Raw genomic sequence first — 26,805 nt, forward strand, 5'->3', positions numbered from 1 at the left:
ATTCGACCGGGGCCGTCCCGTGCCAGGGGAGGCATCTCATTCCTACACGGGGTGACCGGCTGCCCGGCACCCCTCAACCACTACCGAACTGCGCTGACGGCGATCAGCATTCACCGATGGAAAGAGAGCAAGAACTCATGATCCTCGACGAGAACCACACCCTGTCCAACGGTGTCGCGATTCCCAAACTGGGGCTGGGGACCTGGTTCATCGACGACGACAAGGCCGCTCAGGCGGTCCGCGATGCCGTCGAGATCGGCTACCGCAACATCGATACCGCTCAGGCATACGGCAACGAGCGCGGTGTCGGCGAGGGTGTCGCCACCGCCGGCGTGCCACGCCGGGACCTGTTCGTCTCGAGCAAGCTAGCCGCCGAGATCAAGGACTACGACGACGCGGCTGCCGCCATCGACGGATCCTTGGCAACGATGGGCCTGGACTACATCGACCTGATGCTCGTCCACAGTCCGCAGCCGTGGGACGACTTCCGTGGTGGGGACTACGCCGAGGGCAATCGTGCGGCCTGGCGCGCTCTGGAGGACGCTTACAACGCGGGCAAGCTCCGTGCCATCGGAGTGTCCAACTTCCGGGAACAGGATCTGGCCAACGTCATCGAGGGCGGCACGGTCGTCCCGCACGTCAACCAGCTCCTCGTCCACGCCGGCAACACCCCGACCGAACTCCTCGCCTACTGCGAGAGCAAGGACGTCCTCGTGGAGGCGTACTCACCGATCGCACACGGCGAGATCATGGACAACGCGGACATCCGAGCGATGGCGGAAAAATACGGAGTCACCGTCCCGCAGCTGTGCATCCGCTACACCCTGCAGTTGGGCACGGTGTCGCTGCCGAAGACGGCGAACCCGGAGCACATGCGTGCGAACGCACAGGTCGATTTCTCGATCTCGGACGCCGACATGGTCACCCTGCAGAACCTGCACGACCAGGACTACGGCGATGCCAGCGTGTTCCCCGTCTACAGCGGTAAGTGAGCAGGGTGCGTCGGTCCGGGAGAGGTGTTCCCGGATGACGCGACGGTCCCGAGTACGGGCGAATCGTCACCTGTACTCGGGACCCGCCTCCGCGAGGCCACCAGGCCGATGGCACACCGGTCGCTCGCGCACTTCGCGCCCGCCGCTCCCTGCCCGGCGCGCGCCGGCGGCTCACCGCGACGAGGGGGCTTCGGACGCGAGCGGCCGCTGGTCGGGACCGAAGGTCAGCTCGGCCAGCCGACGCATTTTCCCCTCCGAAGGGGTGTTCGGCTCGGCGCTGTAGGCCGTGAGCGTCAGGCCGCGCTGGGCGGGCAGCTCGAGTGCGTCGATGCTCAACCGCAGGTCGCCGACCGCGGGGTGGCGGAAGTCCTTGTAGCCGCTCTGATGCAGTCGCACGTCGTGCTTGGCCCACAGCGTCCGGAACTGCTGCGATCGCGTTGACAGTTCGCCGACCAGCTCGGTGAGTTCCTCGTTGGACGGGTCGCGTCCGACCTCGGTGTGCAGCAGTGCCACGGCGGTGTCGGCCGCCGTCTGCCAGTCCGGGTAGAGTCGGTGTGCGCCCTCGTCGAGGAAGCAGAACCGGGCCAGGTTGACCGGCCGCTGCGGACTCACGAACGCCTCCGAGTAGAGCATCTGACCCAGTGCGTTGATCGCCAGCACGTCGAGGCGGCCGTTGCGGATGAATGCGGGCACTCCTGTCATCCCGTCGAGCAGGCGCTGCAGGCTTGCCGAGACCTGGCCGCGCTTCCTGCGCGTCGATCTCGGCGCGGGACCTGCGGCACGGGCGAGGTTGAACAGGTGGTCGCGCTCGGCGTCGTCGAGCTGCAGCGCCCGGACCAGGGCGTCTAGGACGCTGTCGGAAACGCCGGCCAAGCCGCCGCGCTCGAGTCGGGTGTAGTACTCGACGCTGACCCCGGCGAGCAGCGCGACCTCCTCGCGGCGTAGACCTGGGACGCGGCGGATGCCGCCGAAGTCCGGCAACCCGGTGTCCTCCGGGCGCAGCTTCGCCCGACGCGTGACCAGGAACTCCCGGATCTCGGCTCGATTGTCCATGGTTCCAACCGTAATCGGGCTCGCGGACGCCAGGCAGGTCCCAGCAGTGCCTGTCACCGCACCGGGTTCCCGGGTGGGCCGGTTCTGTGACAGGCATCCGCGGCGGAGCGCTCGCCGGCCGGTCGTCGAACGCTTCGCGCCGTGCGCTCCGAGCGCAGGCCCGGCCGGAGTTCCACGTCGCTGAGCGCGGCCCGAGGTGGGACTGTGCGACTACTGGCTTGGCGTCGTGGAGCCGCTGCCGGAACTCGTGGTGTTCGAGGTGGGCTCCGGCGACGCGCTCGACGAGGTACTCGAGCTTGTCGAGCTTGGTGGCGGCGAGCTCGTTGTCGCGCTGCTCGAGGTCGGGCTCTCGCTGCTGGTCGGTTCCGGGTCCGGCTTGTCCGTGGGTCGCGGATTCGGGTTGTCCGGTCCGTCGTCGCGCGAGGACGGCTGCGGGTCGTCGGTCGTGGTGATCAGCGTCGTCGTGGGCGTGCCGTCGGGGCCGATGCTGACCTTGGTGCTGGTCGTCGACGTCGGCTTCGTCGAGGCGGGAACGGGTTTGCCGTCGACCATTTCGGTCGTCGCACCGGGCTCGGAGCTGCCGGGCCGGGCCGTGGTGCTGTCGCTGCCCGTGTTCTCCACCTGGGAGCTGCCGTCGCCGTCGGCGGTGGTTTGGTCCCCTCCGCCGGTCGTGACCTGGGCGAGTGCCCCGAAGGCGGTGGCCAGCACGAGCCCGCTCGCGGCCAGTGCGAGGTAGCCGGTGCGCTGCCAGCGTCCGGACGACTCGCGCGGGGGTGCGGTCTCGTCGTGCGAGGGGGCCATGCGGTTTCCTCCGACTCAGACAACCCGGATGGACGACGGCGGAACGCTATCACTGTCGGGTAACGCCCCGGTGCGCGCAGGTGGGTAGGCCGGGTGGGCGGAGACTGCGCCGGCGGCGCCATCATGGACGCGTGGGTGAACGAGACGACACCGTGGGTACGGACGAGACCGTGGGGACGAACGACCTCTCGCGGCCGGACAGTTCCCGGCCGGATGACCCGGCGCGGGTGACCGCGTGGGTGCACGGCGCCGTGCAGGGCGTGGGGTTCCGGTGGTGGACCCGCAGCCGCGCGCTGGAGCTGGAACTGGTGGGCAGCGCGACCAACCTGGCCGACGGCAGGGTGCAGGTGGTCGCCGAAGGCCCTCGCGAGCGGTGCGAACGCCTGCTGGAGTCGCTGCGTGGCGGGCGGACGCCGGGCCGGGTGGATCACGTCGCCGAGCTGTGGGCCGAGCCGAAAGGCGGTCTGTCGGAGTTCGTCGAGCGCTGACGACGACGCCGACCGGAAAGCGCTGCCAGTAGAAGTCGACAGCAAGCACCGCGAGCGGACACTGCCAGCGGGCTCCTGTCCGGCACCGAGCCGGGACTGCCAGCGGTGTCGTCACGCCACCGGCCGCGCTGTGACGCCACGGGAACGCCGGGCCGCGTGAGCCGTATGAGCCGGGTGAGACGTTCGAGGCGGCTGAGGCGAAAGTGGCAGGTCGGCGCGGCTCGATGGGCCCGATGTGGATGCGGCCGAGGTGGGCCGCGCCGGGGCGTGGTCCGACGGCGAGGGAGAGCGCCCGGGTAGCATTCACCGATCGGAGATCGCCCCGAATGTGAGCGAAAGGTCGACGCCGCGTGTACCTCAAGAGCTTGACGCTCAAAGGCTTCAAGTCGTTCGCGTCGGCGACCACGCTGCGGTTCGAACCCGGCATCACCTGCGTGGTCGGCCCGAACGGCTCGGGCAAGTCCAACGTTCTCGACGCGCTGCGCTGGGTCATGGGCACCCAGGGTGCGAAGGACCTGCGCGGCGGCAAGATGGAGGACGTCATCTTCGCCGGCACGTCGGGTCGCGCGCCGCTCGGCCGCGCCGAGGTCACGCTGACGATCGACAATGCCGACGGTGCGCTGCCGATCGAGTACTCCGAGGTGTCGATCACGCGGCGGATGTTCCGGGACGGGGCCAGCGAGTACGAGATCAACGGCAGCGGGTGCCGCCTGCTCGACATCCAGGAACTGCTGTCGGACTCCGGTATCGGCCGCGAGATGCACGTCATCGTCGGCCAGGGCCAGCTGTCGGAGATCCTGCAGGCCAAGCCGGAGGAACGCCGCGCGTTCATCGAAGAGGCCGCGGGAGTGCTCAAGCATCGCAAGCGCAAGGAAAAGGCCGTGCGCAAGCTCAACGCGATGCAGGGCAACCTGGACCGGCTCAACGACCTGACGACGGAACTGCGCAGGCAGCTCAAGCCGCTCGGCAAGCAGGCGGAGATCGCGCGCAAGGCACAGACCGTCCAGTCGGAGCTGCGGGACGCGAAACTGCGTCTCCACGCCGACGACCTGGTGACCCAGCGCGAGGCGATCGCCAAGGAGGAAGCCGACGAGAACGCTGCGCGCGCCCGCAGGGCCGAGGTCGAGCAGGCGCTGGAGGTCGTCAGTTCCGAGCAGGCGGACCTGGAGCGTTCGCTGGCCGAGGACGCGCCGATGCTGCAGGCCGCGCAGGACACCTGGTACAAGCTCTCCTCGCTGGCCGAACGGCTGCGCGGCACGGTGCGGCTGGCGGTGGAGCGGCAGCGGCACCTGTCGGAGGAGATCGACACCGGCGGCACCGGCCGTGACCCCGAGGAACTGCTCGCCGAGGCCGAGGAAGCGGCTGCGCGTGAGGAGGAGCTGAACGAGGCCGTCACCGAGGCCCGCGCCGCGCTGTCCGATGCGACCGAACGGCGTGAGCACCTGGAACGGGTCGTGCAGGAGGCCGAGCGCGCCCACATGGCCGCGGTGCGGGCCATCGCCGACCGGAGGGAGGGCATCGCGAAGCTCTCCGGTCAGGTCGAGGCGCTGCGCAGCAAGAACAACGCCACGGCCGACGAGGTCGAACGGCTCACCAGTTCACTGGAAGAGGCCGAGGCCCGTGCGGAGGCCGCCGCCGAGGAACTGGAGGCCGCTCGTGCCGAGGGCGGCGTCGAGGACTCCGACGACGCCGGTCTGCAGGAACGCCACCAGCGCGCCGTCGAGGCCGCCGACACCGCGAAGCAGCGGGTCGACGAGCTGGTCAAGGCCGAGCGCAGCGCAGAGCGGGACATCGCGTCCGAGAAGGCCAGGGTCGATGCGCTCTCGATGGGCCTGAACCGCAAGGACGGTGCGGGTGCGCTGCTCGGCGCGACCGACGAGCTGCCGGGGCTGCTGGGCTCGGTCGCGGCGCTGCTCACCGTCGAGGCCGGGTTCGAGGTCGCCCTCGCCGCGGCGCTGGGACCGGTCGCCGACGCCGTGGCCGTGTCGGCCGGTGAGGACGCGCTGTCGGCGCTGCGGTATCTCAAGGACAACGAGTCCGGCCGTGCGGGTCTGCTACTCGGCGGGGCTCGCGGGTCGGTGGACACGTCGTCGTGGCCCGCGCTGCCCGGCGGTGCCCGGTGGGCCCGTGAGGTCGTCACGGCGCCGGACGCGCTGCGGCCCGCCGTCGAGCGCGCGCTGGACCGCGTGGCCGTGGTCGAGCGCCTGGACGACGCGCGCGACTTGGTGCTCGCCGAGTCCGGGGTCGTCGCCGTCACCCGGGACGGCGATGTGCTCGGTGATCACTGGGCCGTGGGCGGATCGGCCAAGGACGAGAGCGTCATCGAGGTGCAGGCCGCCGTCGACGAGGCGCAGGACCGGCTGGCAGCCGCCGAGCGTGCCCTGGAACGGGCGTCCGCCGAATTGGAGGGTGCGCGGGCCGGTCAGGAGGACCGCCAGGCCGAGGTCACCGCGGCGAAGGAAGCGCTCAACGAGGCGAAGGTCCGCAAGGCCCGGTCCACCGAGCGGCTCAGCAGCCTGGAGCAGACCGCGCGGTCGGCCGAGTCCGAGGTGGAGCGGCTGCGGAATCAGCGCGCCAAGGTGGAGCAGAGCCGCGAGGAGATGCTGACGCAGCTCGCCGAGCTCGAGGACCGGCTGGCCGCCGTGTCGGAGCAGCCGGTCGAGGAGGACCCGGACACCTCGGAACGTGACGAGGCCGCCGAATCGCTGACCGAGGTGCGGCAGGAGGAGGTCGACGCGCGCCTGGCGCTGCGGACCGCCGAGGAACGCGCCCGCAGCATCGCCGGCAAGTCCGATGCGCTGGTGCGGGAGGCGGAGAACGAGCGGCAGGCCAGGGAACGTGCCGAACAGGCCCGCATCGCTCGCGAGCGCGGCGCGGCCATCGCCGAGGCGGTCGCCAGTGGCGGCGAGGTGGCGCTCGACCGTATCGAGACGTCGCTGCAGCGCGCCGCCGCCGAACGGGACGCCGTCAAGGCCCGCCGCGAGGAGCGTGAGACGGCGCTGACGCAGGTGCGCGGCAAGGTCAAGGAGCTGACCGGGGAGCTGGAGAAGCTCACCGACGCCGTGCACCGGGACGAGGTCGCCCGCGCCGAGCAGCGGCTGCGCCTGGAACAACTCGAGGCGAAGATCACCGAGGAGTTCGGCATCGGGCTGGAGGACCTGGTCGCCGAGTACGGGCCGCACGTCGACGTGCCGCCCGGTGCGGGCGAGCTGGCCGAGTACGAGGCGGCCAAGGAGCGCGGCGAGGCGGTCGCCGAGCCGCAGCCGATCCCGTACGACCGGCCCACGCAGGAGCGCCGCGCCAAACGCGCGGAGAAGGACCTCGCCCAGCTCGGCAAGGTCAATCCGCTCGCCCTCGAAGAGTTCGCCGCACTGGAGGAGCGCTACAAGTTCCTCTCGACCCAGCTCGAAGACCTCAAGGACACGCGCAAGGATCTGCTGCAGGTGATCCAGGAGGTCGACGACAAGATCCTCGAAGTGTTCACGAGCGCCTACGAGGACGTCGCGCGGGAGTTCGAGACCGTCTTCTCGGTGCTGTTCCCCGGCGGCGAAGGGCGCATGGTGCTCACCGACCCGGAGGACATGCTGGCCACGGGCGTCGACGTCGAGGCCCGCCCGCCCGGCAAGAAGGTCAAGCGGCTCTCGCTGCTGTCCGGCGGCGAGAAGTCACTGGTCGCGGTGGGAATGCTGGTGGCGATCTTCCGCGCCCGCCCGTCGCCGTTCTACGTGCTCGACGAGGTCGAGGCCGCGCTGGACGACACGAACATGCGCAGGCTGATCGGCCTGCTGGAGCAGCTGCGCGACAGTTCCCAGCTCCTCGTCATCACGCACCAGAAGCCGACGATGGAGATCGCCGACGCGCTGTACGGCGTCAGCATGCAGGGCGACGGCATCACGAAGGTCATCTCGCAGCGCATGCGTGCCGACACGGGCGAACCGGAACCCGAGTCCTCGGACCGCGATCAGGCCGAGCCCATCGAGGCCTGAACCGCAGCCGACACCGCGGCCGGGTGCGCGCCCCGCGGACGACAGTCGGGCCGTCTCCGGTGGTCAGGTGTCACGGCGTGCGAAGACGACGGCTCCCGGCACGTCCTCGTCGGGCCGCAGGAGCAGCTCGGCGTCGATCGTGAAACCGGCGTCGCGGAGGAGTCCCGAGACCGTGTCCGGCCTGCGGCGGTGGCTGTCGACGTTGATCGGGCGTCCCGTGTAGCCCTCGGACGTGTGCCGCGTTTCGTCGCCGACGTGGAAGCCGATCAGCACCGGGCCACCGGGCCGCACCACTCGGCGGAACTCGGCGAACACGCCGGGCAGGGCGTGGTCGGGCACGTGGATGATCGACCAGAACGCGAGCAGCCCCGCGACGGCACCGTCGGCGAGGTCGAGCGCGGTCATCGAGCCGACCTCGAAGCGAAGACCGGGATAGGTGCGCCGGGCGAGGGCGACCATCTCGGGGGAGAGGTCGATGCCGAACGCGTCCACCCCGGCGCGGTGGAGGTGGTCGGTGACGTAGCCCGGCCCGCAGCCGACGTCCGCGACCGGGCCGCTGCCCACCGCACGCACGGACTCGGCGAACACCGCCAGGCTCGCCCGCAGGTGCGGCATCTCGTCGAGTAGTCCGCGCACCTTCTCGGCGTATCCGGGCGCATCCGTGTCGTACGAGGAGCGGGTGTCGGACAGCCAGGTGTCGGCCATGGGTGAACAGTAGCCGCTCCGGCCGCCGCCCGTGCCCGAACACGGCCCGCCACCTGCCCGAGGACACCGGACCCGAGGACGCCGGATCCGAGGACGCCGGATCCGAGGACGCCGGATCCGAGGACGCCGGATCCGAGGACGCCGGATCCGAGGACGCCGGATCCACGGATATCGCGTCGGCGGACACCGGGTCCACGGATACCGGATCGTCGGATCCGGGGCCAGGGACGCCGGGTCCGCCAACGGGGGAGAGCAGGCGGACGATCCGCTCGTCCGCCGGCCCTCCCACTGCTGTGCGCGATCGGTCCTAGACGGTTTCCTTCTCCGGTGTCTCCGTTTCGGCCGTGCGCGGGTCGGGTCCGCTGTGCCGCAGCGACAGCAGGCCGCCGACGACGAGCGTGACGACCACGCCGAGCGGCACGTACCAGGGGAAGGCCAGGCCGACCGCCTCGCCGTCCACGGTGAACGTGACCCCCAGGACGAACACGGCGGCCACGACGACCGTGCACACGAACGCGATGATCGCGTCGGTCTGCCGCGCCCTCTTGACGATCATGCCGAGGAAGAACGCGCCGAGCAGCGCACCGTAGGTGTAGCTGGCGATGCTCAGGCCCAGTTCGACGACCGGGGTGTCGGTGCTGGTGAACATCGACGCGAACACGACGAACACGACCGCCCAGATGATCGTCCAGATGCGCGCCTGCTTGAGCATCACGGCATCGGACATCTTCTTCTTCGTGAACCGCTCGTAGAGGTCGGCGATCGTCGACGTCGACAGCGAGTTCAGCGACGAGGAGATCGTCGACATCGCCGCGGCGAGGATGCCGGCGATGAGGATGCCGGACAGGCCGACGGGCAGCTCCTCGAGGATGAACCGGGGGAACAGGTCGTCCGGGTTGGCCAGGCCCAGCGCGTCGACGCTCTGCCCGCCGTAGAACGAGAACAGCATCGCACCGACCAGCAGGAACACCGCGAACTGGAAGAACACGACGACACCGCTGGCGATCACGGCCTTCTGGCTGTCGCGCACGTTCTTGCACGCCAGCAGGCGCTGCACCATCAGCTGGTCGGCACCGTGCGAGGCCATCGCGAACAGTGCGCCGCCGACGACCGCGGTGATGAACGCGTACTGGTCGGTGATGATGTTGGAACCGAACTCGAAGAGCTGGAACTTGCCCGCGTCGGCGAGATCACCGAACCAGCCGCTGGGCAGCCGGCCCGCGAGGACGAAGATCGCGGCGATGGCACCGAGCACGTAGATGGCCATCTGGATCACGTCGACCCAGATGACGGCGCGGATCCCGCCGAAGTAGGTGTAGATGACCGCCACGAGTGCGATCGCGGCGATGACGACCCAGTACGACACATCGAGGCCGAGCCCGTCGAGCACGAGTTTGACCGGGATGGCCGTGGCGAACAGGCGAACGCCGTCCGCGAGCAGGCGCGTGACGAGGAACGTGACCGACGCGGTTCCCTGGAGGCCGCCACCGAAGCGTTTGCCCAGGAACCCGTACGCGCTGACGAACCCGCCCGCGTAGTACTTCGGCAGCAGCACGAACGCGACGACGACGCGGCCGATGAGATAGCCGATCGCCAGCTGCAGGTACGTGATGTTGCCGAGGTAGGCCACGGTCGGCACGCTCAGCACGGTCAGCGTCGAGGTCTCCGTCGCGACGACCGAGAAGGTGACGGCCCACCAGGGCACCTTCCGGCTGCCGACGAAGTAGTCGTTCGACGATCGCTGCTTCCCGCTGAGCAGGATGCCCAGGATGGGCGTTCCCACCAGGAAGATCGCGATGATCGCGAGGTCCAGTGCGCGCATTGGTCTCTCCTACCGTGTCTCGCGCGAGTTGGCCACCCTCAGCCGCGAAATCGGCGACGTCGGTGGGGTCGGAAGGGCGAGCGGTCGCTCACCAGGGGTGATGCTGCCGAGGACACGTGGCCCGCGGGCGCCGGTGGCGCTGGGGACGTTGCCGGCGGCGCCGTGCCACGACAGCCAACCGAGCACGGCCGTCAGGTAGGCCTCTTTCGCGTCGGCGGGCAGGCCCAGTTCGTCGCTCCTGCGCACGGTGAGGCGGTGGCCGAGCGCGCGCATCAGGGCGGGGTTGTGGACCCCGCCGCCCGAGGCGTACACGGTCGTGGCGCCGTGACGGGCGCAGGCGTCGGCGATCGTCACGGCCGTGAGCTCGGTCAGCGTCGCCAGCAGGTCGGTGTCGCCGACCGGGGGCAGGCCGCCGAGCGCCGCGGCGAGGTAGGTGCTGTGGAAGTGCTCCTTGCCCGTCGACTTCGGCGGCGGGGCCGCGTAGTACGGATCGGCGAGCAGCCGTTCGAGCAGGTCGGTGCGGACCGTGCCCGCCGTGGCGAGTGCCCCGTCGACGTCGCTGCGCGCGGCGCCGCCGGTGACCCGGGCGGCAGCGAGGTCGAGCAACGCGTTGCCGGGGCCGGTGTCGTAGGCGAGCACGTCACCCGCCGCGCCGGAGTCGTCGCCTGCTTCGGAGTGGGTGGGCGGTACGACGGTGATGTTGCCGATGCCGCCGATGTTCAGCGCGGCGGCCGGGGCTCCCTCCCGGTCGGCGACGGTGCGCAGCAGCAGTGCGTCGAGCGTGCTCGCGAGCGGCGCGCCGTGGCCGCCCGCGGCGACGTCACGCACCCGCAGGTCGGAGACGACGGGGCGGCCCGTGCGCTCGGCGATCCAGGCGGGTTGGCCGAGCTGTAGCGTGCCGAGCGCCCTGCCATCGTCGATCCAGTGGAAGACCGTCTGTCCGAGCGAGGCGACCACGTCGACGGTGCCTGCTCGCTCCTCGGCATGGCTCACGGCGTCGGCGAACGCCTGGCCCACGAGGGTGTCGAGCTTGGCGAGTTCCTCGGCGCTGCACGGCGCGGGCGGCAGCGCGGCGAGTAGTCGTGTCCGCAGCTCGTCGGGGTAGGGCAGCTCCCACTGGCCGCACGGCGTGAGGACGAGTTCGCCGTCCGACCCGGTCAGTTCGGCGATGGCGACGTCGATGCCGTCCACGGAAGTGCCGGACAGTAAGCCGGCGATACGGAGCGAAGGGGACACGAGAGTGGTCTAGTCCAATCAGTGGGTCTGTGCAACACGTTCGGTGGGTATCTGGCGGAGATCTATGCGAGACCGTTAACTTCCCACGCCGCGAGCCGCGGCGCACCGGCCGGAGTCGGGCCGGGTCTCCTGAGCCCGCAGCGACGGCCTCGGCGGGACGACGTTCCGCACCGCCGGGGATCCCGCCGCGGGCACGCCGCCCCGGACGAGATTCCCGGCACGGCCCGACACCACGCCTCCACGGCGAGGTGCCGGGCGGCCGTGGCGGACGGCCGCCCGGGCCGGAGGGGCGAGCCGTCTCAACCGGAGCGGAGGCCAGTGGGAGGATGGCTGCGTGTCGAGCACAGCCGTGATCTGGATCGTTGTCGTCGTGGCCGTCCTGCTGGCGGTCGCCGTCGTCGTGGGACTGACCCTGTCTCGCAGGCGCAAGATCAGCCTGGAGCGGGACCAGGAGAAGCAGGTTCCGAAGGGCGGCGGGTACCAGGCCGGAGGCGGCATCTCCTTCGCGCCCGGCGGTGACACCGCGACCACCGGGCCGCCGGACGCGCCTGCCCATCCGGTCGAGGAACGCACCGAGGTCGACGGTCAGCCCGGGGTCGGCGACGACGCGTCCGTGCCGCGTGATGCACCGCGTCGCGACATCGTCGACGTCGGACTGCCGGACACCGACGCGGAATCGGAATCCCCAGGGGCCGCCGAGCAGGCCACGGACACCGCTCGCCCCGACGACGGGGCAGCAACCGCACCGACCGCCGAGACCGCGGACACGGCGGCCCCGGACACGACGCCCACGGACACGGCTGCTCCGGACACGACCGCTCCGGACACGAGGCCCACGGGACCGGCCGAGGCTCCGACGGCCGACGGGTCGACGTCCACCGCCCCCACGCCGACCGCGCCCACGCCGGCAGCTGCGCAGCCGCCGGCCCCGGAGGCCGCGGCGCCGGCGGAGCAGGAGCCCGAGGTCGAGGAGCCCGAGCCGGCCTCGGGACGTATCGAACGGCTGCGGGGACGGCTGTCGAAGTCGCGCTCCACGCTGGGGCAGGGGCTGCTCGGCCTGCTGGGCGCGGGCGACCTCGACGAGGACTCGTGGGAGGAGATCGAGGACACGCTGCTCGTCGCCGATCTCGGCGCGGCCACCACGACCGAGATCGTCGAGAAGCTGCGCGAGGAACTGTCGGTCCGCGGCGTGCGCACGTCCGACGACGCGCGGGCTGCGCTGCGCGACGTGCTCGTTCAGACGCTGTCACCGGAGGCCGACCGTTCGGTGCGGGCGCTGCCGCACGACGTCGACGGCGCGAAACAGCCGGCGGTCGTGCTGGTCGCGGGTGTGAACGGCACCGGCAAGACGACCACCACCGGCAAGCTCGCGCGCGTACTCGTGGCTCAGGGGAGGCAGGTGCTGCTGGGGGCCGCCGACACGTTCCGCGCGGCCGCCGCCGACCAACTGGAGACCTGGTCCCAACGGGTCGGCGCCGAGGTGGTGCGTGGCAAGGAAGGTGCCGACCCGGCCTCGGTCGCGTTCGATTCCGTCAAGCGTGGCGTCGACGCGGGGGTCGATGCGGTGCTCGTCGACACCGCGGGCCGGCTGCACACCAAGACCGGCCTGATGGACGAGCTCGGCAAGGTCAAGCGCGTCGTCGAGAAGCAGGCGAAGGTCGACGAGGTGCTGCTCGTGCTCGACGCGACCACGGGGCAGAACGGGCTCGCGCAGGCACGGGTGTTCTCCGAGGTCGTCGACGTCACCGGGGTGGTGCTGACCAAGCTCGACGGCACGGCCAAGGGCGGCATCGTGTTCCAGGTGCAGCGCGAGCTCGGCGTGCCGGTCAAGCTCGTCGGCCTCGGTGAGGGGCCGGACGACCTTGCTCCGTTCGAACCCTCGGCGTTCGTCGACGCCCTGCTGGGGTGAGCCGGTCGGGCTGCGGTGCACATCACGGGAACCGCTGACGTGTGAGGGATGTCCGACATGTCGCGGTCCGGGCGTCGTCGTGGGCCGCGGCACCCACCCGGCCCGAACCGGGTGTGATCGGAGATTTCATGCCCGGCCCGGTTCCCGGGCCGGCCCGGCTCGCCGAGGAGTACCTGTCATGTCCCGTCTCGCCCGTGTCGTCCTCGTCCCCCTCGCCTGCGCGGCGCTGGCGCTGACAGGGTGTTCGTTCGAGTTCTCCGTCGGCTCGACGGTCGACAAGGAGGAACTGGAGAAACAGGTCATGGGCGCCCTGTCCGAACAGGACCGGCGCCCGAAGGACGTGACCTGCCCCGGCGACCTCGAACCGGAGGTCGACGCGACGACGACGTGCACCGCGACCGGACAGGACGACGTCGAACGCGAGGCGAAGGTGACGGTCACCGAGGTCGGCGAGGACGACCGGGTGCAGTTCGACGTCGTGCTCGACCGCGGCACTGAGGACGGCGGGTCCACAGCGCCCGACGAGCCCGTGGCCGGTGAGAGCGGCCGGGCCACCGATGCGCCCGCCGACGACGAGATCGACCGGGCGGTACTTGCCCGCCAGGCGGCGCAGTCGCTGAGTCGGGAGGTCGGGCAGCACCTCGGTGAGGTGCACTGTCCCGAGCACGTCGATGCCGAGGTGGGCGCCAGCACCCGCTGCGTGCTCACCAACCCGGCCGGGACTCGGTTCGGGGTCACGGTCGACGTGACCGGCCTCGACGCGCAGTCGCAGGACGCGAGCTTCCACGTCCAGGTCGACGCGCAGCCGCTGAGCGACAGTCGCTAGGCTGCGCTATTCGTCAGACTGCGCATTCCGACAGACTGCGCCATTCGTCACCGAGGAAATCGGGAACCGGACCTGCGCGGGAGAGGTCTCATCGGTGTACGGATGCCGACGGTATCCCTGGGATTTCCGTAATACTCGACTGGAGTTTTCTATGGTCCGCGTTTCACGTCTCGTTGCCCTGTCCGTTCTGGGTGTCGCCGCCCTCGGTGTGACCGCCTGCTCGGCGCAGGTCGACTCCGGCGAGCTGGAGACGCAGGTCAAGTCCAGCCTGGAGCAGTCCACGGGCAACAAGGCGAAAGCGGTCGATTGCCCCGACGACCTCGAGGCGGAGGTCGGCGCGACCACCAGGTGCACCTTGACCGCGCCGGACGACAGCCGGATCGGCGTGAGCGTGAAGGTCACTGCGGTCGAGGGGGAGCAGGCGAGTTTCGACATCAAGGTCGACGACGCACCGATGCAGTAGTCCCGGTCACGTGGCAGGCGGGCGCTCACCGGCCGGAGAACGCCCGCCTGCCGAACGGCACGGGCGCGGCGATGCGGCCGACACCGCCGTCGGCGGCTACTACTCGGGTGTGACCCGCACCACCACGCGACAGGGGAACGCGCAGGGTGTATGTGAAGTCTGAGCGAAGTACGAGGTTTCGGTACCGTGCCGGAGTCGCGTCCTCAGGAGATGGTCATGCCCCGCGTGCCGCGCGCTCTGACCCTGTCGGTTGCCGGCCTTTCCGTTCTCGGGCTCACGGCGTGTTCGGCGTACGTCGAGAAGGGCGAGCTGGAGAAACAGGTGGCGACGACACTCGTCCAGCGGGGTGATGTCGAGGTGGACAGCGTGGACTGTCCCGACGAGCTCGAGGCCGAGCCGGATGCCACGACCGACTGCAGTGTGACCACCAAGGGTGGCCGGAAGATCACGGCGAACGTCACGGTGACCGACACCGGGGGCGACCTCGTCCAGTTCATGATCATGACGGGGTAGTGCGCCGCCGTAGTCGCTCGAGGACGAACGCACCCTGTTCGCCGCGGACGATTCTCCGCGCCGGTGACGGTGACGGTGACGGTGACGGTGACGGTGACGCGGGTCGATGCCGGCTCCGGTGGGGGCGGCAGCCGCTCCCCATCGGAGCGGCCGGCGCCGGACGCGGGCCCGGCCGGGAGTGGTGTGGGCCTGAGCCTGGACCGGCGGCGCCGCGGATCATCCCGGCAGTTGTTTCGCCAGGGCCTCGGCGGTGCGCTGGACCGTGGGGGCGATGCGTACGACCGCCTCCTTCGTCAGCCTGCCCTCCGGCCCCGACACCGACACCGCGGTCGGCGTCGGCGTTCCCGGAACCGGCACCGCGATGCACCGCACACCCAATTCCTGTTCGCTCTCGTCGAGCGCGTACCCCTGGTCGGCGATCTCGGTGAGATGCGCCATGAACGTGTCGACGTCGGTGTGCGTGTGCTCGGTGTAGGCGGGCATGCCGGTCCGATCGAGCAGGGCACGCACCTCGTCGGTCGGCAGCTGCGCCAGAATCGCCTTGCCGACTCCCGTGCCGTGCGGCAGTAGCCGCCTGCCCACTTCGGTGAACATTCTCATGGAGTGTTTCGACGGCGCCTGGGACACGTAGACGACCTCGTCGCGTTCCAGGACCGCCAGGTTGGCCGTCTCGCCGATCTCGTCCACCAGTTCGGACAGCAGCGGTCGTGCCCAGGTGCCGAACTGCAGGCTCGCCTGTTCGCCCAGTCGGATCAACCGTGCCCCGAGGGCGTAGCGCCGGTTCGCGTTCTGCCGCACGTAGCCGCAGGCTACGAGGGTGCGGACCAACCGATGGATCGTCGGCATGGGCAGTCCCGACGACGTCGCCAGCTCGGACAGACTCGCTTCGCCCCCGGCGTCCGCGAGCCGTTCCAGCAGCTCGAACGCCCGCTCGAGGGACTGCACTCCACCGCTCGTGGCCACCATGGCTCCTCTCACCCTCCCTGCAGGGTTGCTCACATTGAGCTTCCGTAATGTAGAAACTATAGTCCGACATATAGAAGATCGATGCTCAACGACGTTTCCTGAGGTGTTCCATGTCTGATGTTCGTGTGCTCGGCGACGCGATCGAGCGCGGCGACGAAGTGCTGACGCAGGAGGCACTCGACTTCGTGGCCGGCCTGCACGAGAACTTCGCGGCCACTCGTGACCAGCTGCTGGAGGCTCGCAAGCAGCGCCGCGAGGAGGCCAAGCGCACCGGACGCCTGGACTTCCTGCCCGAGACCAAGCAGGTTCGCGAGTCCGACTGGCAGGTCGCCGACGCCCCGCCTGCGCTGCGCGACCGCCGCGTCGAGATCACCGGCCCGACCGAGCGCAAGATGACGATCAACGCGCTCAACTCCGGTGCCAAGGTGTGGCTCGCCGACCTCGAGGACGCGAACACGCCGCACTGGAGCAACGTCGTGAACGGGCAGCTCAACCTGTCCGACGCCATCCGCGGCACGATCGAGCTCGACTCGAACGGCAAGCATTACGCGCTGCGTGACGACGTGGAGCACGCCACCATCGTCGTCCGCCCGCGCGGCTGGCACCTCGACGAGCGCAACCTCGAGTTCGACGGCCGCAAGGGGGTCGGCGCGCTCGTCGACTTCGGCCTGCACTTCTTCCACAACGCGAAGGAGCTGCTCGCCCGCGGCAAGGGCCCGTACTTCTACCTGCCGAAGATGGAGAGTCACCTCGAGGCGCGGCTGTGGAACGACGTGTTCACCTACGCCGAGAAGACGCTCGGTGTGGAGCACGGCACCATCCGCGCCACGGTGCTGATCGAGACCATCCCCGCCGCGTTCGAGATGGAGGAGATCCTCTACGAACTGCGCGAGCACGCCTCGGGGCTGAACGCGGGCCGCTGGGACTACCTGTTCAGCGTCATCAAGTACTTCCGTGACGCGGGCTCGACGTTCGTCCTGCCGGACCGCAACGCCGTCACCATGACCGCGCCGTTCATGCGCGCCTACACCGAACTGCTCGTGCGTACCTGCCACAAGCGCGGCGCCTTCGCCATCGGCGGCATGGCCGCGCAGATCCCGAGCAAGGACCCCGAGGTCGCCGAGAACGCCACGAACAAGGTTCACGCCGACAAGTCGCGGGAGGCCGGCGACGGCTTCGACGGCTCGTGGGTCGCCCACCCGGGCATGGTCGGACTGTGCAAGGAGGAGTTCGACAAGGTCCTCGGCGACAAGCCGAACCAGCTCGACCGCCTCCGCGAGGACGTGGCCGTCACGGCGGACCAGCTCCTCGACGTCGCCGCGACCGACGCGAAGTGCACCTCCACCGGCCTGCGCGGCGCCGTCGACGTCGGCGTCCGCTACATCGCCTCCTGGCTGGACGGTAACGGCGCCGCCGGCATCCACAACCTCATGGAGGACGCCGCGACCGCCGAGATCTCCCGGTCGCAGGTGTGGCAGTGGGTGCAGAACGGGGTCGTGCTCGACGACACCGGCGAGACCGTGACCCGCCAGCTCGTGCGCTCCGTGCTCGACGAGGTCAAGCGCGAGCTCGCCGACGAGATCCAGCCCGAGCTGCTGCAGCCCGCGGTCGAGCTGTTCGAGGAGGTCGCGCTCGCCGACGAGTTCGCCGACTTCCTGACCCTGCCCGCCTACGAGCGGATCAAGTAAGTGACCCCCGGCCGGCTCACCGAGGACGTCTACGCGCGCATCGACGCCTCGCTCGCTGCGTCCGATGCACGTGTGGCAGCCGCCTATCCCGGTGAGCCGGCCGGACGGCAACCCGTCCACACCGTCTACGTGCCCGCAGGCGGGTACCACGCCGGGCTGCCGGGGGAGTGGGGCGCTCGTGCGCTCGACGTGCTGACGTCCCACGCACTTCCCGCGGCCGACGACGTGCTCGCCCGCGTGCGCGCCAAGCTCGCGTCCGAGCCGATCGAAGATCTGCGCATCGACTTCGAGGACGGCTACGGCAATCCCGGCGACGACGTCGAGGACGCCGAAGCCGTGCGTTGCGGGCGGGAACTCGCCTCCGAGCTCGCCGGTCACGGCGGCCGGGCCGCGCCGTTCTGCGGTATCCGGTTCAAGAGCTTCGAGGCGGGCAGCCGGCGCCGCGGCATGCGGACGCTGGACCTGTTCCTCGAAGCGCTCGGCGGGCCACCGCCCGGGTTCGTCGTCACACTGCCGAAGGTCACCGACGTCGACCAGGTCGCCGCCGCCGCGGAGGTCCTCGGCGAGCTGGAGAAGATCCACGGGCTCGCCGTCGGGACACTGCGGTTCGAAGTGCAGGTCGAGACCACCCAGTCGGTGCTGCGGGCGGACGGCACCGTCGCGCTGCCCGCCATCGTGCACGCCGCCGACGGTCGATGCAGCGGGCTGCACTTCGGCACCTACGACTACAGCGCGGGACTCGGCATCGCCGGTGCCTACCAGGGCATGGACCACCCGGCCGCCGACTTCGCCAAGCAGTTCATGCAGGTCGCGGCCGCAGGCCGGGGCGTCCGGCTGTCCGACGGCTCGACCAACCGGCTGCCGGTGGGCGAGGCCGTCGCCGATGGCTGGGCCGAGCATCTCCGCCTGGTGCGCCGGTCCCTCGAACGGGGCTTCTACCAGGGCTGGGATCTGCATCCGCACCAGTTGCCCAGCCGGTTCGCCGCGACCTACGCGTTCTTCCGCGAGAACCTCGCCGCCGCGGCCGACCGGCTGCGCGTCTACGCCGGGGACGGCGACGGTGCGATGCTCGACGAGCCCGCGACCGCCCAGGCACTCGCGACGTACGTGCTGCGCGGTCTCGACTGCGGCGCCGTCGACGAACACGAGCTGGCCACCGGACTGGACCGGCGAGCGCTCTCGCGGCTGGCAGCCCGCGCCGGCTGACCGCCGACATTCGGACCCGCGTGTCCCGCGTTCAAGAGCCCGTGTTGCAGATTCCGGGGCCTGTGTTGCGCATTCCGGGGCCCGTGTTGCGGTTTCCGGGCGTGTGTTGTGCACGCGGGGTTCGTGTTGCGGTTTCCGGGGCTCGCCGCCCTCGCCGGGCGGGCAGTTCTCCGGGATCAGGTGGAACTCCGCGTGATCGCCCCGTGTGGTCGGGTGTATCACGCGGTCCTCAAAGCGCACGGTGTCGTCGGTGTGCGGCTGTTTCGATTGCCTGCGTGTTCGGTAGGTGTGCTGTTCGGGCTCGTTGGTGACAAGCCGGCACGCAGGTGATGATCTCGATATGGGTGGGTGCCTCCGGGATCGGTGTGGATCACACGAACAACACGCCGATCCGAGTAGGTCCTCCGGTGGTCCACCGTGACGCTCCACAGTGGTCCGCCATGGGGTGATCCCGCCGGGTGTACTCCCTCGCGTTGACAGCCCTCCCGAACGACCGCGCCCGGCCATCACGGTTGACGTCGTCCCCGAACGGGCACTGTTCGGCACGACGACCGAAATCGGCACCACGAAATCGGCACCACGATGGACCTGACCAGCCGGATGCCGCAGATGCTGACGGCCATGCGCGATGGGTTGACCGACGGCCACGGGGCGCGCCGGGTGCTGCGGGTGACCGCACCGTTGTCCGACGCTCACGCCCGGCGGGTGGACGAGCTGTTGGCCGATAAGCTGACGGATGCGCCGGTGTCGACGTGGCAGCCGGGCAACATGGCCCGTCACGCGGCACGGCTGGTGCAGCGCGTCGATCCGGGCGGGCCGACGGCCCGCGCCCGCACTGCCGACGAGGACCGCAAACTCCAGCTCGATCACGGCGAGCACGCCCAATCACGCCTGACCGTCGACCTGCGCTCCGAAGTGGCCTCGGCATGTTACGCCCGAGTCGATGTCATGGCCCGCCGACTGCGTCGAGGCGGCGAGACCCGCACGTTGGAGCAGTTGCGGGCCGATGTCACCGCCGACCTGCCACTCGGCAACGACCCCGGTGTTCAGGTGCCGCAGGCGGCGGCGCAGGTGTATGTGCACCTGCCGGTTGACGCGGCCCTGTCCATTAGCGACACCGGCTGCGAACTCGACGGCTACGGCCCCATCCCCGCACCCATCGCCCGGGAGATCATGACCGGTCCGGAAAGCGTGTGGCGGGCGGTGTTGTGCGACTCGGCCACGGGCTAGCCGGTCGACCTTGGCCGGACCCGCCGCCGACCGACGGCCACCATGCGCGAATTCGTCCGCGTACGCGACCGCGAATGCGTTGTTCCCTGGTGCCGGCGGCCCGCGCGACACTGCGACCTCGACCACGAACGTGAATGGGCCGCCCACCACGGCCCCACCTCGGTGACCAACACCGGACCACGCTGCCGACGACATCACCGGATGAAGAACGCTCCCGGGTGGGTCACCCGCTACGACCGCGGTCCGCGGCGCCACAACGATCACCACCCCCACCGGCACCACCTACACCGGCGAACGCGAACCAGTCCTCACCCCACGACGGCAGTCGCCGCTGAGTCGTGACGAAGCGCCACCCTTCTGACGGGAACGGCGGCCCACGTCCGGCGTCGCCACGGGAACCCCGAGGAAACCGCTACCGCCATGCCTGGTGGCTCTTCGGTGCACGCGCGCACGCCGCCGCCCCGGGGCCTGCGTTTACCCTGACGACATGGTGCTCGACCTCAACAGTGACCTCGGTGAAGGTTTCGGGATCTGGCCGCTGACCGACGACGACGCGCTGCTCGACATCGTGACCAGCGCCAACGTCGCATGTGGATTCCACGCGGGCGACCCGACGGTGCTGCGTCGTGTCACCGAGCGCGCCGCCGAACGCGGTGTGGCGATCGGCGCGCAGGTCGGCTACCGCGACCTCGCCGGTTTCGGCCGGCGGTTCATCGATGTCGACCCGGCAGAACTCGGCAATGACGTCATCTACCAGGTCGGCGCACTCGACGGCTTCGCGCGCATCGCGGGTACGCGCGTGCGTTACGTCAAACCGCACGGCGCGTTGTACAACGCCGTCGCCCACCACACGGCGCAGGCAGAGGCCGTCGTGGCGGCGGTTCGCGCCTTCGACGAGAAGCTCCCCATCCTCGGGTTGCCCGGATCCGAACTGCTGCGGCTGGCCGACGAGGCCGGACTGCCGACCATCGCCGAGGCGTTCGCCGATCGCGCCTACACGCCGGGCGGCAAGCTCGTGTCCCGCCGGGCACCGGGCGCCGTCGTGCACGACGCCGACACGGTCGTCGCCCGTAGCGTGCGGATGGCGACCGAAGGAATGGTCACCGCGATCGACGGCACCGAGATCGAGGCGCGGCCGCGCTCGCTGTGCCTGCACGGCGACACAGCAGGCGCGGTCGAACTCGCCCGGCGAGTCCAGGAAGGGCTGCTCGATGCGGGCGTCGAGCTCGCGCCGTTCGCGTAGGAGCCCCTTGCTCCCTCACTCAAACTGTGACTAATCTGGTTACGGTTACGGGGGTTCGGAGGTGGCAGTTGGTCGCGAGCAGCAGGACGGCGACGGCAGTGCACGCGCTGGCGTTCCTGGCGCAATGGCAGGGCGGAGAGCTCCGGTCGTCGCAGGCGATCGCCGAGAGTCTGGACAGCAATCCTGCGTTCGTCCGGAGAGTCCTCGGCCGGTTGCGTGAACGCGGTCTCGTCGTCGCGGTCGAGGGTGCGGCAGGCGGCTGGCGACTCGCCAAGCCTGCCGAGGAGATCACACTTCGCGATGTCCATGCGGTTGCGGACGACGGCGCCGTTCCGCTGCCCGTGCACGCCCACCCGCCGAACCGGAACTGCGTCATCGGCAGACACATGCTGTCGCTGTTGGAATCGGAGTTCGCCGACGCGCAGCGCGCCATGGAAGAACGGCTCGCGCAGACGAGTATCGCCGACCTGCTGGGTCGGGTGTACCGCAGTGAGCGCGCCGAAGAGGCGGCCAGGGGGAACTGAGTCCGACGTCCGGGCGGCCGGGCAGGCGAGGCGACGGCCTCGCCTTTTTCTCGCCCCTAACTGTTACTTATCCAGTAACATTTACCGAAGGAGTGGCTGTGGTCTCGACCTCGACGCCACGGGACGTCACGCCGGCACGGTTGCTGGCGGCACTCGTGCCGGCCATGATGCTCGTCCCGGTCAGCGCGGACATGATGTCCCTGCTCCTACCCCGGATCGGGGAGCGGTTCGACGCCTCCACGGCGCAGACGTCGTGGGTGGTCTCCGGATTCGTCCTCGCCTGCGCCGTCGGAATTCCGTGTTACGGCCGGATCGTCGACCGTGTCGGACTCCGCAGGCTGTTCCGCGGTGCACTGGTGACGTTCGCGGTCGGTGCGGTGATCTCGGCGGTCGCACCGGCGCTGCCGCTGCTCGTGGGCGGCCGGATCGTCACCGGCGTCGGCGGTGCCGCCGTACCGGTGCTCGCGATCGTGGCCGTCACACGGGCACTACCGGCCGACCGGGCGGCCGTCGGCGTCGGGTTTCTCGCGGCCGCAGGTGGAGCCGGCGCCGCAGCGGGCCCCGTCGTGGGCGGCCTGCTCGGCCAGTCACTCGGCTGGCAGTCTCCGTTCTGGCTGACCGCGGCACTCGCGGCGCTCCTGGTGCCGGCGGTGGCGCGCGTGCTTCCCGTCGACGCCGCCACGGACAGCCGGGCGTTCGACCTGTCCGGCGGCGTGTTGCTCGGACTCGGCACCGGAGCTCTGCTGTTCGGCATCACGCGGGTGGAGAGCGCGGGTGTGACCTCGCCGTCGTCCTGGTCGGCGCTGCTCACCGGTGCGGCGGCGCTGGCGCTGTTCGGCATGCGCATGCGCACCGCCGAGCAGCCGTTCGTGCCGCCGTCGTTGTTCCGGCACCGGGGTTACGGCGCAGCGGTCCTCGTCATCTTCTCCGCCATGGCAGCGAACCTCGCCATGTTGGTGCTGGTCCCGGTGCTCGTGGTCGACGTCCACGGTCTGATCCCCGCCCACGGCAGCCTGGTCATGATCCCGGGTGGCGTGGCACTCGCCGTCATGTCACCGGTGGTCGGCAGACTCGGCGCCCGTGGTCTCAACGAGGGAACCGGTGCACTGATCGGCCTCGCGGTCATGGGCGGAGCCGCGGCGTCGCTGTACGCCCTGGCGGACGCGGCACCGGTGGTGATCGTGGCGCCGGTCGTGGCGCTCGGTGCGGGGTTCGCGGTCGTCGTGACCCTGGCGACCAGTGTCGTGAGCCGGGTGCTGCCGCCCGAACACGTCGGCACCGGCGTCGGCATCTTCCAGGGTGCGCAGTTCCTCGGGGCCGCGACGGGGCCGGCTGTGTACGGGGCCGTGCTGGCGTTCTGTGCGGCAGCGGTCGACGGCGCCGCGGCCTACCGCCCCGTTTTCCTGCTGTTGCTCGTACCGATCGTGCTCGGCGGGATCGCGGCGCTCAGGCTCCGCGCCGCCCTGCGGAACGCATGATCCGCGGACTCGCCGCGAACGGTCGTCGCCGGCCGGCGACGCAGCCGGGTTGGTCGCAGCCGGGTTGGTCGCAGTCGGGTTGGTTGCAGCGGCTCGGGGATCGTCGGTTCGGGGAGCGGTGGGCGGCTCGCCAGGCCGACACGGTCATCGTCGCGCCCGCACCGACCTGCGCCGCGGACAGCCAGACCGGGTTGTCGGAACCGATCGCCAGAAAGAGCCCGATCAGAGCGACGAAGACGCCGCACGAGAGCTGCAGCACGGTGCGCTTGCCCAGGATCAGGCCTGCCTCGCCCGAGCCGTCCCGCACGTCGATCATCGTTACCGAGGTTATCCCGCCGGTCCCGGGCCCGCGAGGGGTTCGTCGCCGGGACCGGCGGGTCGTGGACGGGCGTTCGGTTCGGCGCACCGTCGTCCGCGGTCAGGCACCGTTCGAGCCGTGAGCGGCCGGCGCCGAGCCGCAGCCGCGGGTGCCGGCTCGCTCGCCGTCGCCAGCCGTCAGGCGTCGCGGAGCCGGGCCACGCGCAGCGAGCGCAGCCGCGACAGCGCGGCGGCGACCTCGAACCGGCGCGGCACGACGTAGTCGCCGAGGAAGCCGTGGCGGATCGCGTCGGCCCCGTCGGCGAGGTCGTCGTCGAGGAGGTCGAGGAACTCGGCGATGGTGCGGTCACCGTCGACGAGTCCCGCTTCGACGCCGTGCGACAGCGCCAGGCCGATGCCCATCACCTGCCCGGGGTCGACGATCTGCTCCACCGCGCGCAGGTCGATGTCGGTGTCGCCGTAGGTGAGCGTGTCGATGCCGCGCTGCTTGACCTTGCGCTTTCCCTTGTGTTCGGGCGAGAGCGTGGCCGGTTCGCACACCCGGTGCCGTACGGGCGGAAAGCCGCTGGCCTCGACCGTTCGGTCGGTGCCGCTGCGCAGCTGCCGGGCCCGTTCGGTCGCGTCCTCGGCGTGGTACGAGGCCATCATGATCACGCGGTCGGCGGTGTCGAGGTAGTCGCCGGAGCCGCCCATCACCAGCACGGTCGACACGCCGTGTTCGGTGTAGAGGGGGCGGACGAGGTCGACGAACGGTGTCAGCGGTTCGTTCCCCTTGGCGACCAGTTCCTGCATCCGGGCGTCGCGGATCATCAGATTCGTCGCCGCGGTGTCCTCGTCGATCAGCAGCACCTCGGCGCCCGCCTCGAGGGCCTCCACGGTGGTCGCGGCCTGCGAGGTCGACCCGGAGGCGTTCGACGTCGAGAAGTCCCGCGTGTCCGCACCGGTGGGCAGTCCGCCGACGAACGCGCTGACGTCCACCCGCTCCACGTTGCGTCCGTCCTCCGCTCGGATCTTCGCGGTTGCCGACCGGCTGGCCACCAGTTCCCGCCCGTCGCCGGGTACGTGGTCGTACACGCCGCGTTCGAGTGCGCGCAGCAACGTGGACTTGCCGTGGAACCCGCCGCCGACGATCAGCGTGATGCCCTCGGCGATGCCCATGCCGGTGACCGTCCCCCGGTTCGGCAGTTCCACCGTGGTGCGCATCGACTCGGGGGATTCGAACGGGACGCCGTCGGCCAGGGGCCGGTCGTCAGTGCCGCTGCGCCGCGCAAGCATCGAGCCGTCGGCGACGAACGCCACGAGCCCACGTTCGGGCAGGGACTTCCGCAGCGCGTCGGTGTCCTCCACGGAGTCGACGAACGCCGCGAGCTCGTCAGCATCGAGCGCGTCGTAGCGCAGCGACTCGATGGCGCGGGGGAGCTGCTCGCACAGCGCCTTCCGTGCACCGTGGCCGTCGATCCGCCGGCGTGGTCCGGGCAGGTCGATGCCCAGTCGCACGGTCAGCGCGCCACCGGAGACTCGCAGCGCACTGCGGTCCAGCACCTGCTGGCCGCCGACGTCGGCGCGCAGCAGCGACCCGCGCAGCTGCTTACCCAGCACCCGCAGTAGCCGGTCCGCGAGCGCACGCGCCCGGACCGGCGTGTGCCACAGTTCCTTCGGGAACCCGGCGTAGTCCGCGGAGACCCGCACCTCGACGCGGCTCGCGGGCGCGAACGGATCCGTCTGCGCCTTCCGGATGCCGACGGTGTATCCGCCCGCGTCCCAGTCACCCTGGAGACTCTTGTACCTGCCGTAGCTCTGACCGTCGAGCCGGGACAGTGTCGCCCCGAGCCCGGCGAGCGTTCGTTCGTCACTCCTGTCGCGTGCCATCGCCTCCACACGGTACGGCCAACAGCGGTGTCGCGACGGCTGCGGCCGGTCCGTTCAGGACTCCACGGACAGCGCGAGGTAGATCTCGACCCGGGTTCGGAAGTCGGTGAGATCGGCGTCGAGGATCTCACCGGCCCGCGCGATGCGGTACCGCAGCGTGTTGACGTGGACGTGCAGCCGCTCGGCCGCTTTCGTCGGGGACCCCGAGCATTCCAGGTAGATGCGGACGGTGCGCAGCAGCTCCGGATGCCGCGGCAGCGTCCCGAGGACGCGCCCGGCCAGCGCGCGGCGCAGCTCGTCCGGCGCCCCCGCGAGCAGCAACCGGTGCATGCCCAGTTCGTCACCCGACGCGACGGCGACCCGTTCCGGGCTGCGCTGTGCCGCCTGCACCGCGTGCCGCGCCTCGTCTCCGGCTCCCCGCAGGCCCGGTATCGGTGCCGGACCGCCGGCACCGATGAGGATGCGGCCTCGCCCGAGCGAGGCCAGCGCGTCGGTCGCCCGCGCGGCCCAGTCGCCGGGCCAGCCGGAGTCTGCGGGCACGACCGCCCACGCCTCCTCGGCGACGTCCGGCGCGGGCGCGGTGAGGGCCGTGTCGCCGGCCGACAGCACCGCGAGTAGCTCGTCGAGGAGCTCGCAGGCCGCGCCGGAGCCGGGGGTGCGTGCGAGCAGCAGCCGCACCGGCGTTTCGGCGGGAAGTCCCGTTGCGGCCAGCGCTCTGGTCAGTTCCTCGGTCGTGCCCGCCGGATCGGCCAGTGCCCGCACCAGGGGCGCGGCCACGTGCATGCGGGTGCGGCGCACCTCGTCCTCGCGGCCGCGGGCCAGCCCGATCAGGCTCGCCAGCTCCTCGGCCACCTCCGACGCGCCTGGGCCCAGCTCGGCACCGACCACCAGCGACCACGGCACCGCATTCCTGCCGTCCACAGCGAACGCACTGTGTCGCCCCAGTGGCCCCAGTCGCGCCGGCGGCCCCGGCGCGCTGGCGGCCACCACGCGGCCCGTCGGGGTGACGACCCAGCAATCGGCGCCGAGTTCCGCGGCGCCGCGGTCCAGCAGCGCGGACAGCGACGCGGCGTCGGCCGCCGCCGACAGCAGCCGTTTGCGGGCACCGCCGGTCTCGGCGGCCAGGGCGAGTACGACCCGTTCGGTCACCACGGCGAACGACAGGTCGGCGGGCACCTCCAACAGCGGGATCCGGTGGACCCGGCACGCCTCGACGAGGTCGCCGGGGATACCGCCGGTGTCGGCGCCCGAGGCCGCCAGTCCCGCACACCGGGCCTGGGCGAGCGTGTGCACGAACGGCTCCGCGTCGCCGGGCTCGCGCCACCACAGCAGTCCCGACAGGACGAACTCGCCTTCGGACAGGTACCGGCTCGGATCGGGCAGCTCGGTCACGTAGATCCGGCTGACCTCTCGGTCGAGCAGGTCACCGCCCGTGCGGACCCGCAGCTGCAGGCCCGGGATCTCCAGCAGAGCGTTCACCAGCGTCATC

22 protein-coding genes are annotated in these 26,805 nt (G+C 70.7%); 14 read left to right on the forward strand and 8 right to left on the reverse strand.

The window, feature by feature from the left end; translation table 11 throughout:
* Window positions 1-116 precede the first annotated feature (116 nt).
* Entirely contained in the window at window positions 117-992 is an 876-nt protein-coding gene (locus LY12_RS01880) for an aldo/keto reductase (RefSeq protein WP_253852927.1), read from the forward strand.
* 171 nt (window positions 993-1,163) lie between these two features.
* Here LY12_RS01880 and LY12_RS01885 read toward each other — a convergent pair whose 3' ends face one another.
* On the reverse strand, window positions 1,164-2,045 hold the full coding sequence (locus LY12_RS01885; protein WP_253852928.1) for a helix-turn-helix transcriptional regulator: 882 nt from the start codon (window positions 2,043-2,045) through the stop codon (window positions 1,164-1,166).
* 226 nt (window positions 2,046-2,271) lie between these two features.
* Here LY12_RS01885 and LY12_RS01890 point away from each other — a divergent pair, with 226 nt between their 5' ends.
* The 3 genes from LY12_RS01890 to smc all read left to right on the forward strand — a co-directional run bounded on the left by LY12_RS01890 (window position 2,272) and on the right by smc (window position 7,320).
* Window positions 2,272-2,781, forward strand: a complete 510-nt coding sequence (locus LY12_RS01890) for a hypothetical protein (RefSeq protein WP_253852929.1) — start codon at window positions 2,272-2,274, stop codon at window positions 2,779-2,781.
* Window positions 2,782-3,016: 235 nt separating this feature from the next.
* Complete coding sequence (locus LY12_RS01895) at window positions 3,017-3,334, forward strand: acylphosphatase (RefSeq protein ID WP_253854807.1); 318 nt, start codon at window positions 3,017-3,019, stop codon at window positions 3,332-3,334.
* Between the two features lie 350 nt (window positions 3,335-3,684).
* Window positions 3,685-7,320 (forward strand): chromosome segregation protein SMC, encoded by a 3,636-nt coding sequence (gene smc, locus LY12_RS01900; protein WP_253852930.1) that lies wholly within the window; start codon window positions 3,685-3,687, stop codon window positions 7,318-7,320.
* A gap of 63 nt (window positions 7,321-7,383) precedes the next feature.
* Here the strand turns inward: smc and LY12_RS01905 are convergent, their stop codons facing one another.
* The 3 genes from LY12_RS01905 to LY12_RS01915 all read right to left on the reverse strand — a co-directional run bounded on the left by LY12_RS01905 (window position 7,384) and on the right by LY12_RS01915 (window position 11,038).
* Window positions 7,384-8,025 (reverse strand): class I SAM-dependent methyltransferase, encoded by a 642-nt coding sequence (locus LY12_RS01905; protein WP_253852931.1) that lies wholly within the window; start codon window positions 8,023-8,025, stop codon window positions 7,384-7,386.
* A 307-nt stretch (window positions 8,026-8,332) separates the two neighbouring features.
* Window positions 8,333-9,847, reverse strand: a complete 1,515-nt coding sequence (locus LY12_RS01910) for a sodium:solute symporter (RefSeq protein WP_253852932.1) — start codon at window positions 9,845-9,847, stop codon at window positions 8,333-8,335.
* Between the two features lie 9 nt (window positions 9,848-9,856).
* Window positions 9,857-11,038 carry an anhydro-N-acetylmuramic acid kinase gene (locus tag LY12_RS01915; RefSeq protein ID WP_308292050.1) on the reverse strand — a complete coding sequence of 394 codons (1,182 nt, stop codon included), beginning with the start codon at window positions 11,036-11,038 and terminating at the stop codon, window positions 9,857-9,859.
* Window positions 11,039-11,417: 379 nt separating this feature from the next.
* Here LY12_RS01915 and ftsY point away from each other — a divergent pair, with 379 nt between their 5' ends.
* The 4 genes from ftsY to LY12_RS01935 all read left to right on the forward strand — a co-directional run bounded on the left by ftsY (window position 11,418) and on the right by LY12_RS01935 (window position 14,794).
* Window positions 11,418-12,992 (forward strand): signal recognition particle-docking protein FtsY, encoded by a 1,575-nt coding sequence (gene ftsY / locus LY12_RS01920; protein ID WP_253852933.1) that lies wholly within the window; start codon window positions 11,418-11,420, stop codon window positions 12,990-12,992.
* Window positions 12,993-13,170: 178 nt separating this feature from the next.
* Window positions 13,171-13,818 carry a DUF4333 domain-containing protein gene (locus LY12_RS01925; protein WP_253852934.1) on the forward strand — a complete coding sequence of 216 codons (648 nt, stop codon included), beginning with the start codon at window positions 13,171-13,173 and terminating at the stop codon, window positions 13,816-13,818.
* A 151-nt stretch (window positions 13,819-13,969) separates the two neighbouring features.
* A complete protein-coding gene (locus LY12_RS01930; protein ID WP_253852935.1) occupies window positions 13,970-14,281 on the forward strand; it encodes a DUF4333 domain-containing protein in 312 nt (103 codons plus the stop codon).
* A 216-nt stretch (window positions 14,282-14,497) separates the two neighbouring features.
* Window positions 14,498-14,794, forward strand: coding sequence for a DUF4333 domain-containing protein (locus tag LY12_RS01935; RefSeq protein WP_253852936.1), 297 nt, complete (start codon window positions 14,498-14,500; stop codon window positions 14,792-14,794).
* Between the two features lie 216 nt (window positions 14,795-15,010).
* Here LY12_RS01935 and LY12_RS01940 read toward each other — a convergent pair whose 3' ends face one another.
* Window positions 15,011-15,760, reverse strand: a complete 750-nt coding sequence (locus LY12_RS01940) for an IclR family transcriptional regulator (protein WP_253852937.1) — start codon at window positions 15,758-15,760, stop codon at window positions 15,011-15,013.
* 110 nt (window positions 15,761-15,870) lie between these two features.
* Between LY12_RS01940 and aceB the strand changes: the two genes are divergently transcribed.
* The 6 genes from aceB (at window position 15,871) to LY12_RS01970 (ending at window position 23,129) form a co-directional block, all read left to right on the forward strand.
* Window positions 15,871-17,448 (forward strand): malate synthase A, encoded by a 1,578-nt coding sequence (gene aceB, locus LY12_RS01945; RefSeq protein WP_253852938.1) that lies wholly within the window; start codon window positions 15,871-15,873, stop codon window positions 17,446-17,448.
* A complete protein-coding gene (locus tag LY12_RS01950) occupies window positions 17,449-18,654 on the forward strand; it encodes a DUF6986 family protein (RefSeq protein ID WP_253852939.1) in 1,206 nt (401 codons plus the stop codon).
* 582 nt (window positions 18,655-19,236) lie between these two features.
* Window positions 19,237-19,884 carry a 13E12 repeat family protein gene (locus LY12_RS01955; protein WP_253852940.1) on the forward strand — a complete coding sequence of 216 codons (648 nt, stop codon included), beginning with the start codon at window positions 19,237-19,239 and terminating at the stop codon, window positions 19,882-19,884.
* 487 nt (window positions 19,885-20,371) lie between these two features.
* Entirely contained in the window at window positions 20,372-21,127 is a 756-nt protein-coding gene (locus LY12_RS01960) for a LamB/YcsF family protein (RefSeq protein WP_253852941.1), read from the forward strand.
* 68 nt (window positions 21,128-21,195) lie between these two features.
* Complete coding sequence (locus LY12_RS01965) at window positions 21,196-21,651, forward strand: RrF2 family transcriptional regulator (RefSeq protein ID WP_253852942.1); 456 nt, start codon at window positions 21,196-21,198, stop codon at window positions 21,649-21,651.
* Window positions 21,652-21,749: 98 nt separating this feature from the next.
* On the forward strand, window positions 21,750-23,129 hold the full coding sequence (locus LY12_RS01970; protein ID WP_253852943.1) for an MFS transporter: 1,380 nt from the start codon (window positions 21,750-21,752) through the stop codon (window positions 23,127-23,129).
* Here the strand turns inward: LY12_RS01970 and LY12_RS01975 are convergent.
* The 3 genes from LY12_RS01975 to LY12_RS01985 form a co-directional block, all read right to left on the reverse strand.
* On the reverse strand, window positions 23,098-23,445 hold the full coding sequence (locus LY12_RS01975; protein ID WP_253852944.1) for a hypothetical protein: 348 nt from the start codon (window positions 23,443-23,445) through the stop codon (window positions 23,098-23,100). The two genes, LY12_RS01970 and LY12_RS01975, sit on opposite strands and share 32 nt — an antisense overlap.
* A 179-nt stretch (window positions 23,446-23,624) precedes the next feature.
* On the reverse strand, window positions 23,625-25,316 hold the full coding sequence (locus LY12_RS01980; RefSeq protein WP_253852945.1) for an ABC-ATPase domain-containing protein: 1,692 nt from the start codon (window positions 25,314-25,316) through the stop codon (window positions 23,625-23,627).
* A gap of 54 nt (window positions 25,317-25,370) precedes the next feature.
* Window positions 25,371-26,804 carry a PucR family transcriptional regulator gene (locus tag LY12_RS01985; RefSeq protein ID WP_253852946.1) on the reverse strand — a complete coding sequence of 478 codons (1,434 nt, stop codon included), beginning with the start codon at window positions 26,802-26,804 and terminating at the stop codon, window positions 25,371-25,373.
* Window position 26,805 lies beyond the last annotated feature (1 nt).

This window comes from Prauserella alba, assembly GCF_024171735.1.
Lineage (GTDB): Bacteria > Actinomycetota > Actinomycetes > Mycobacteriales > Pseudonocardiaceae > Prauserella > Prauserella alba.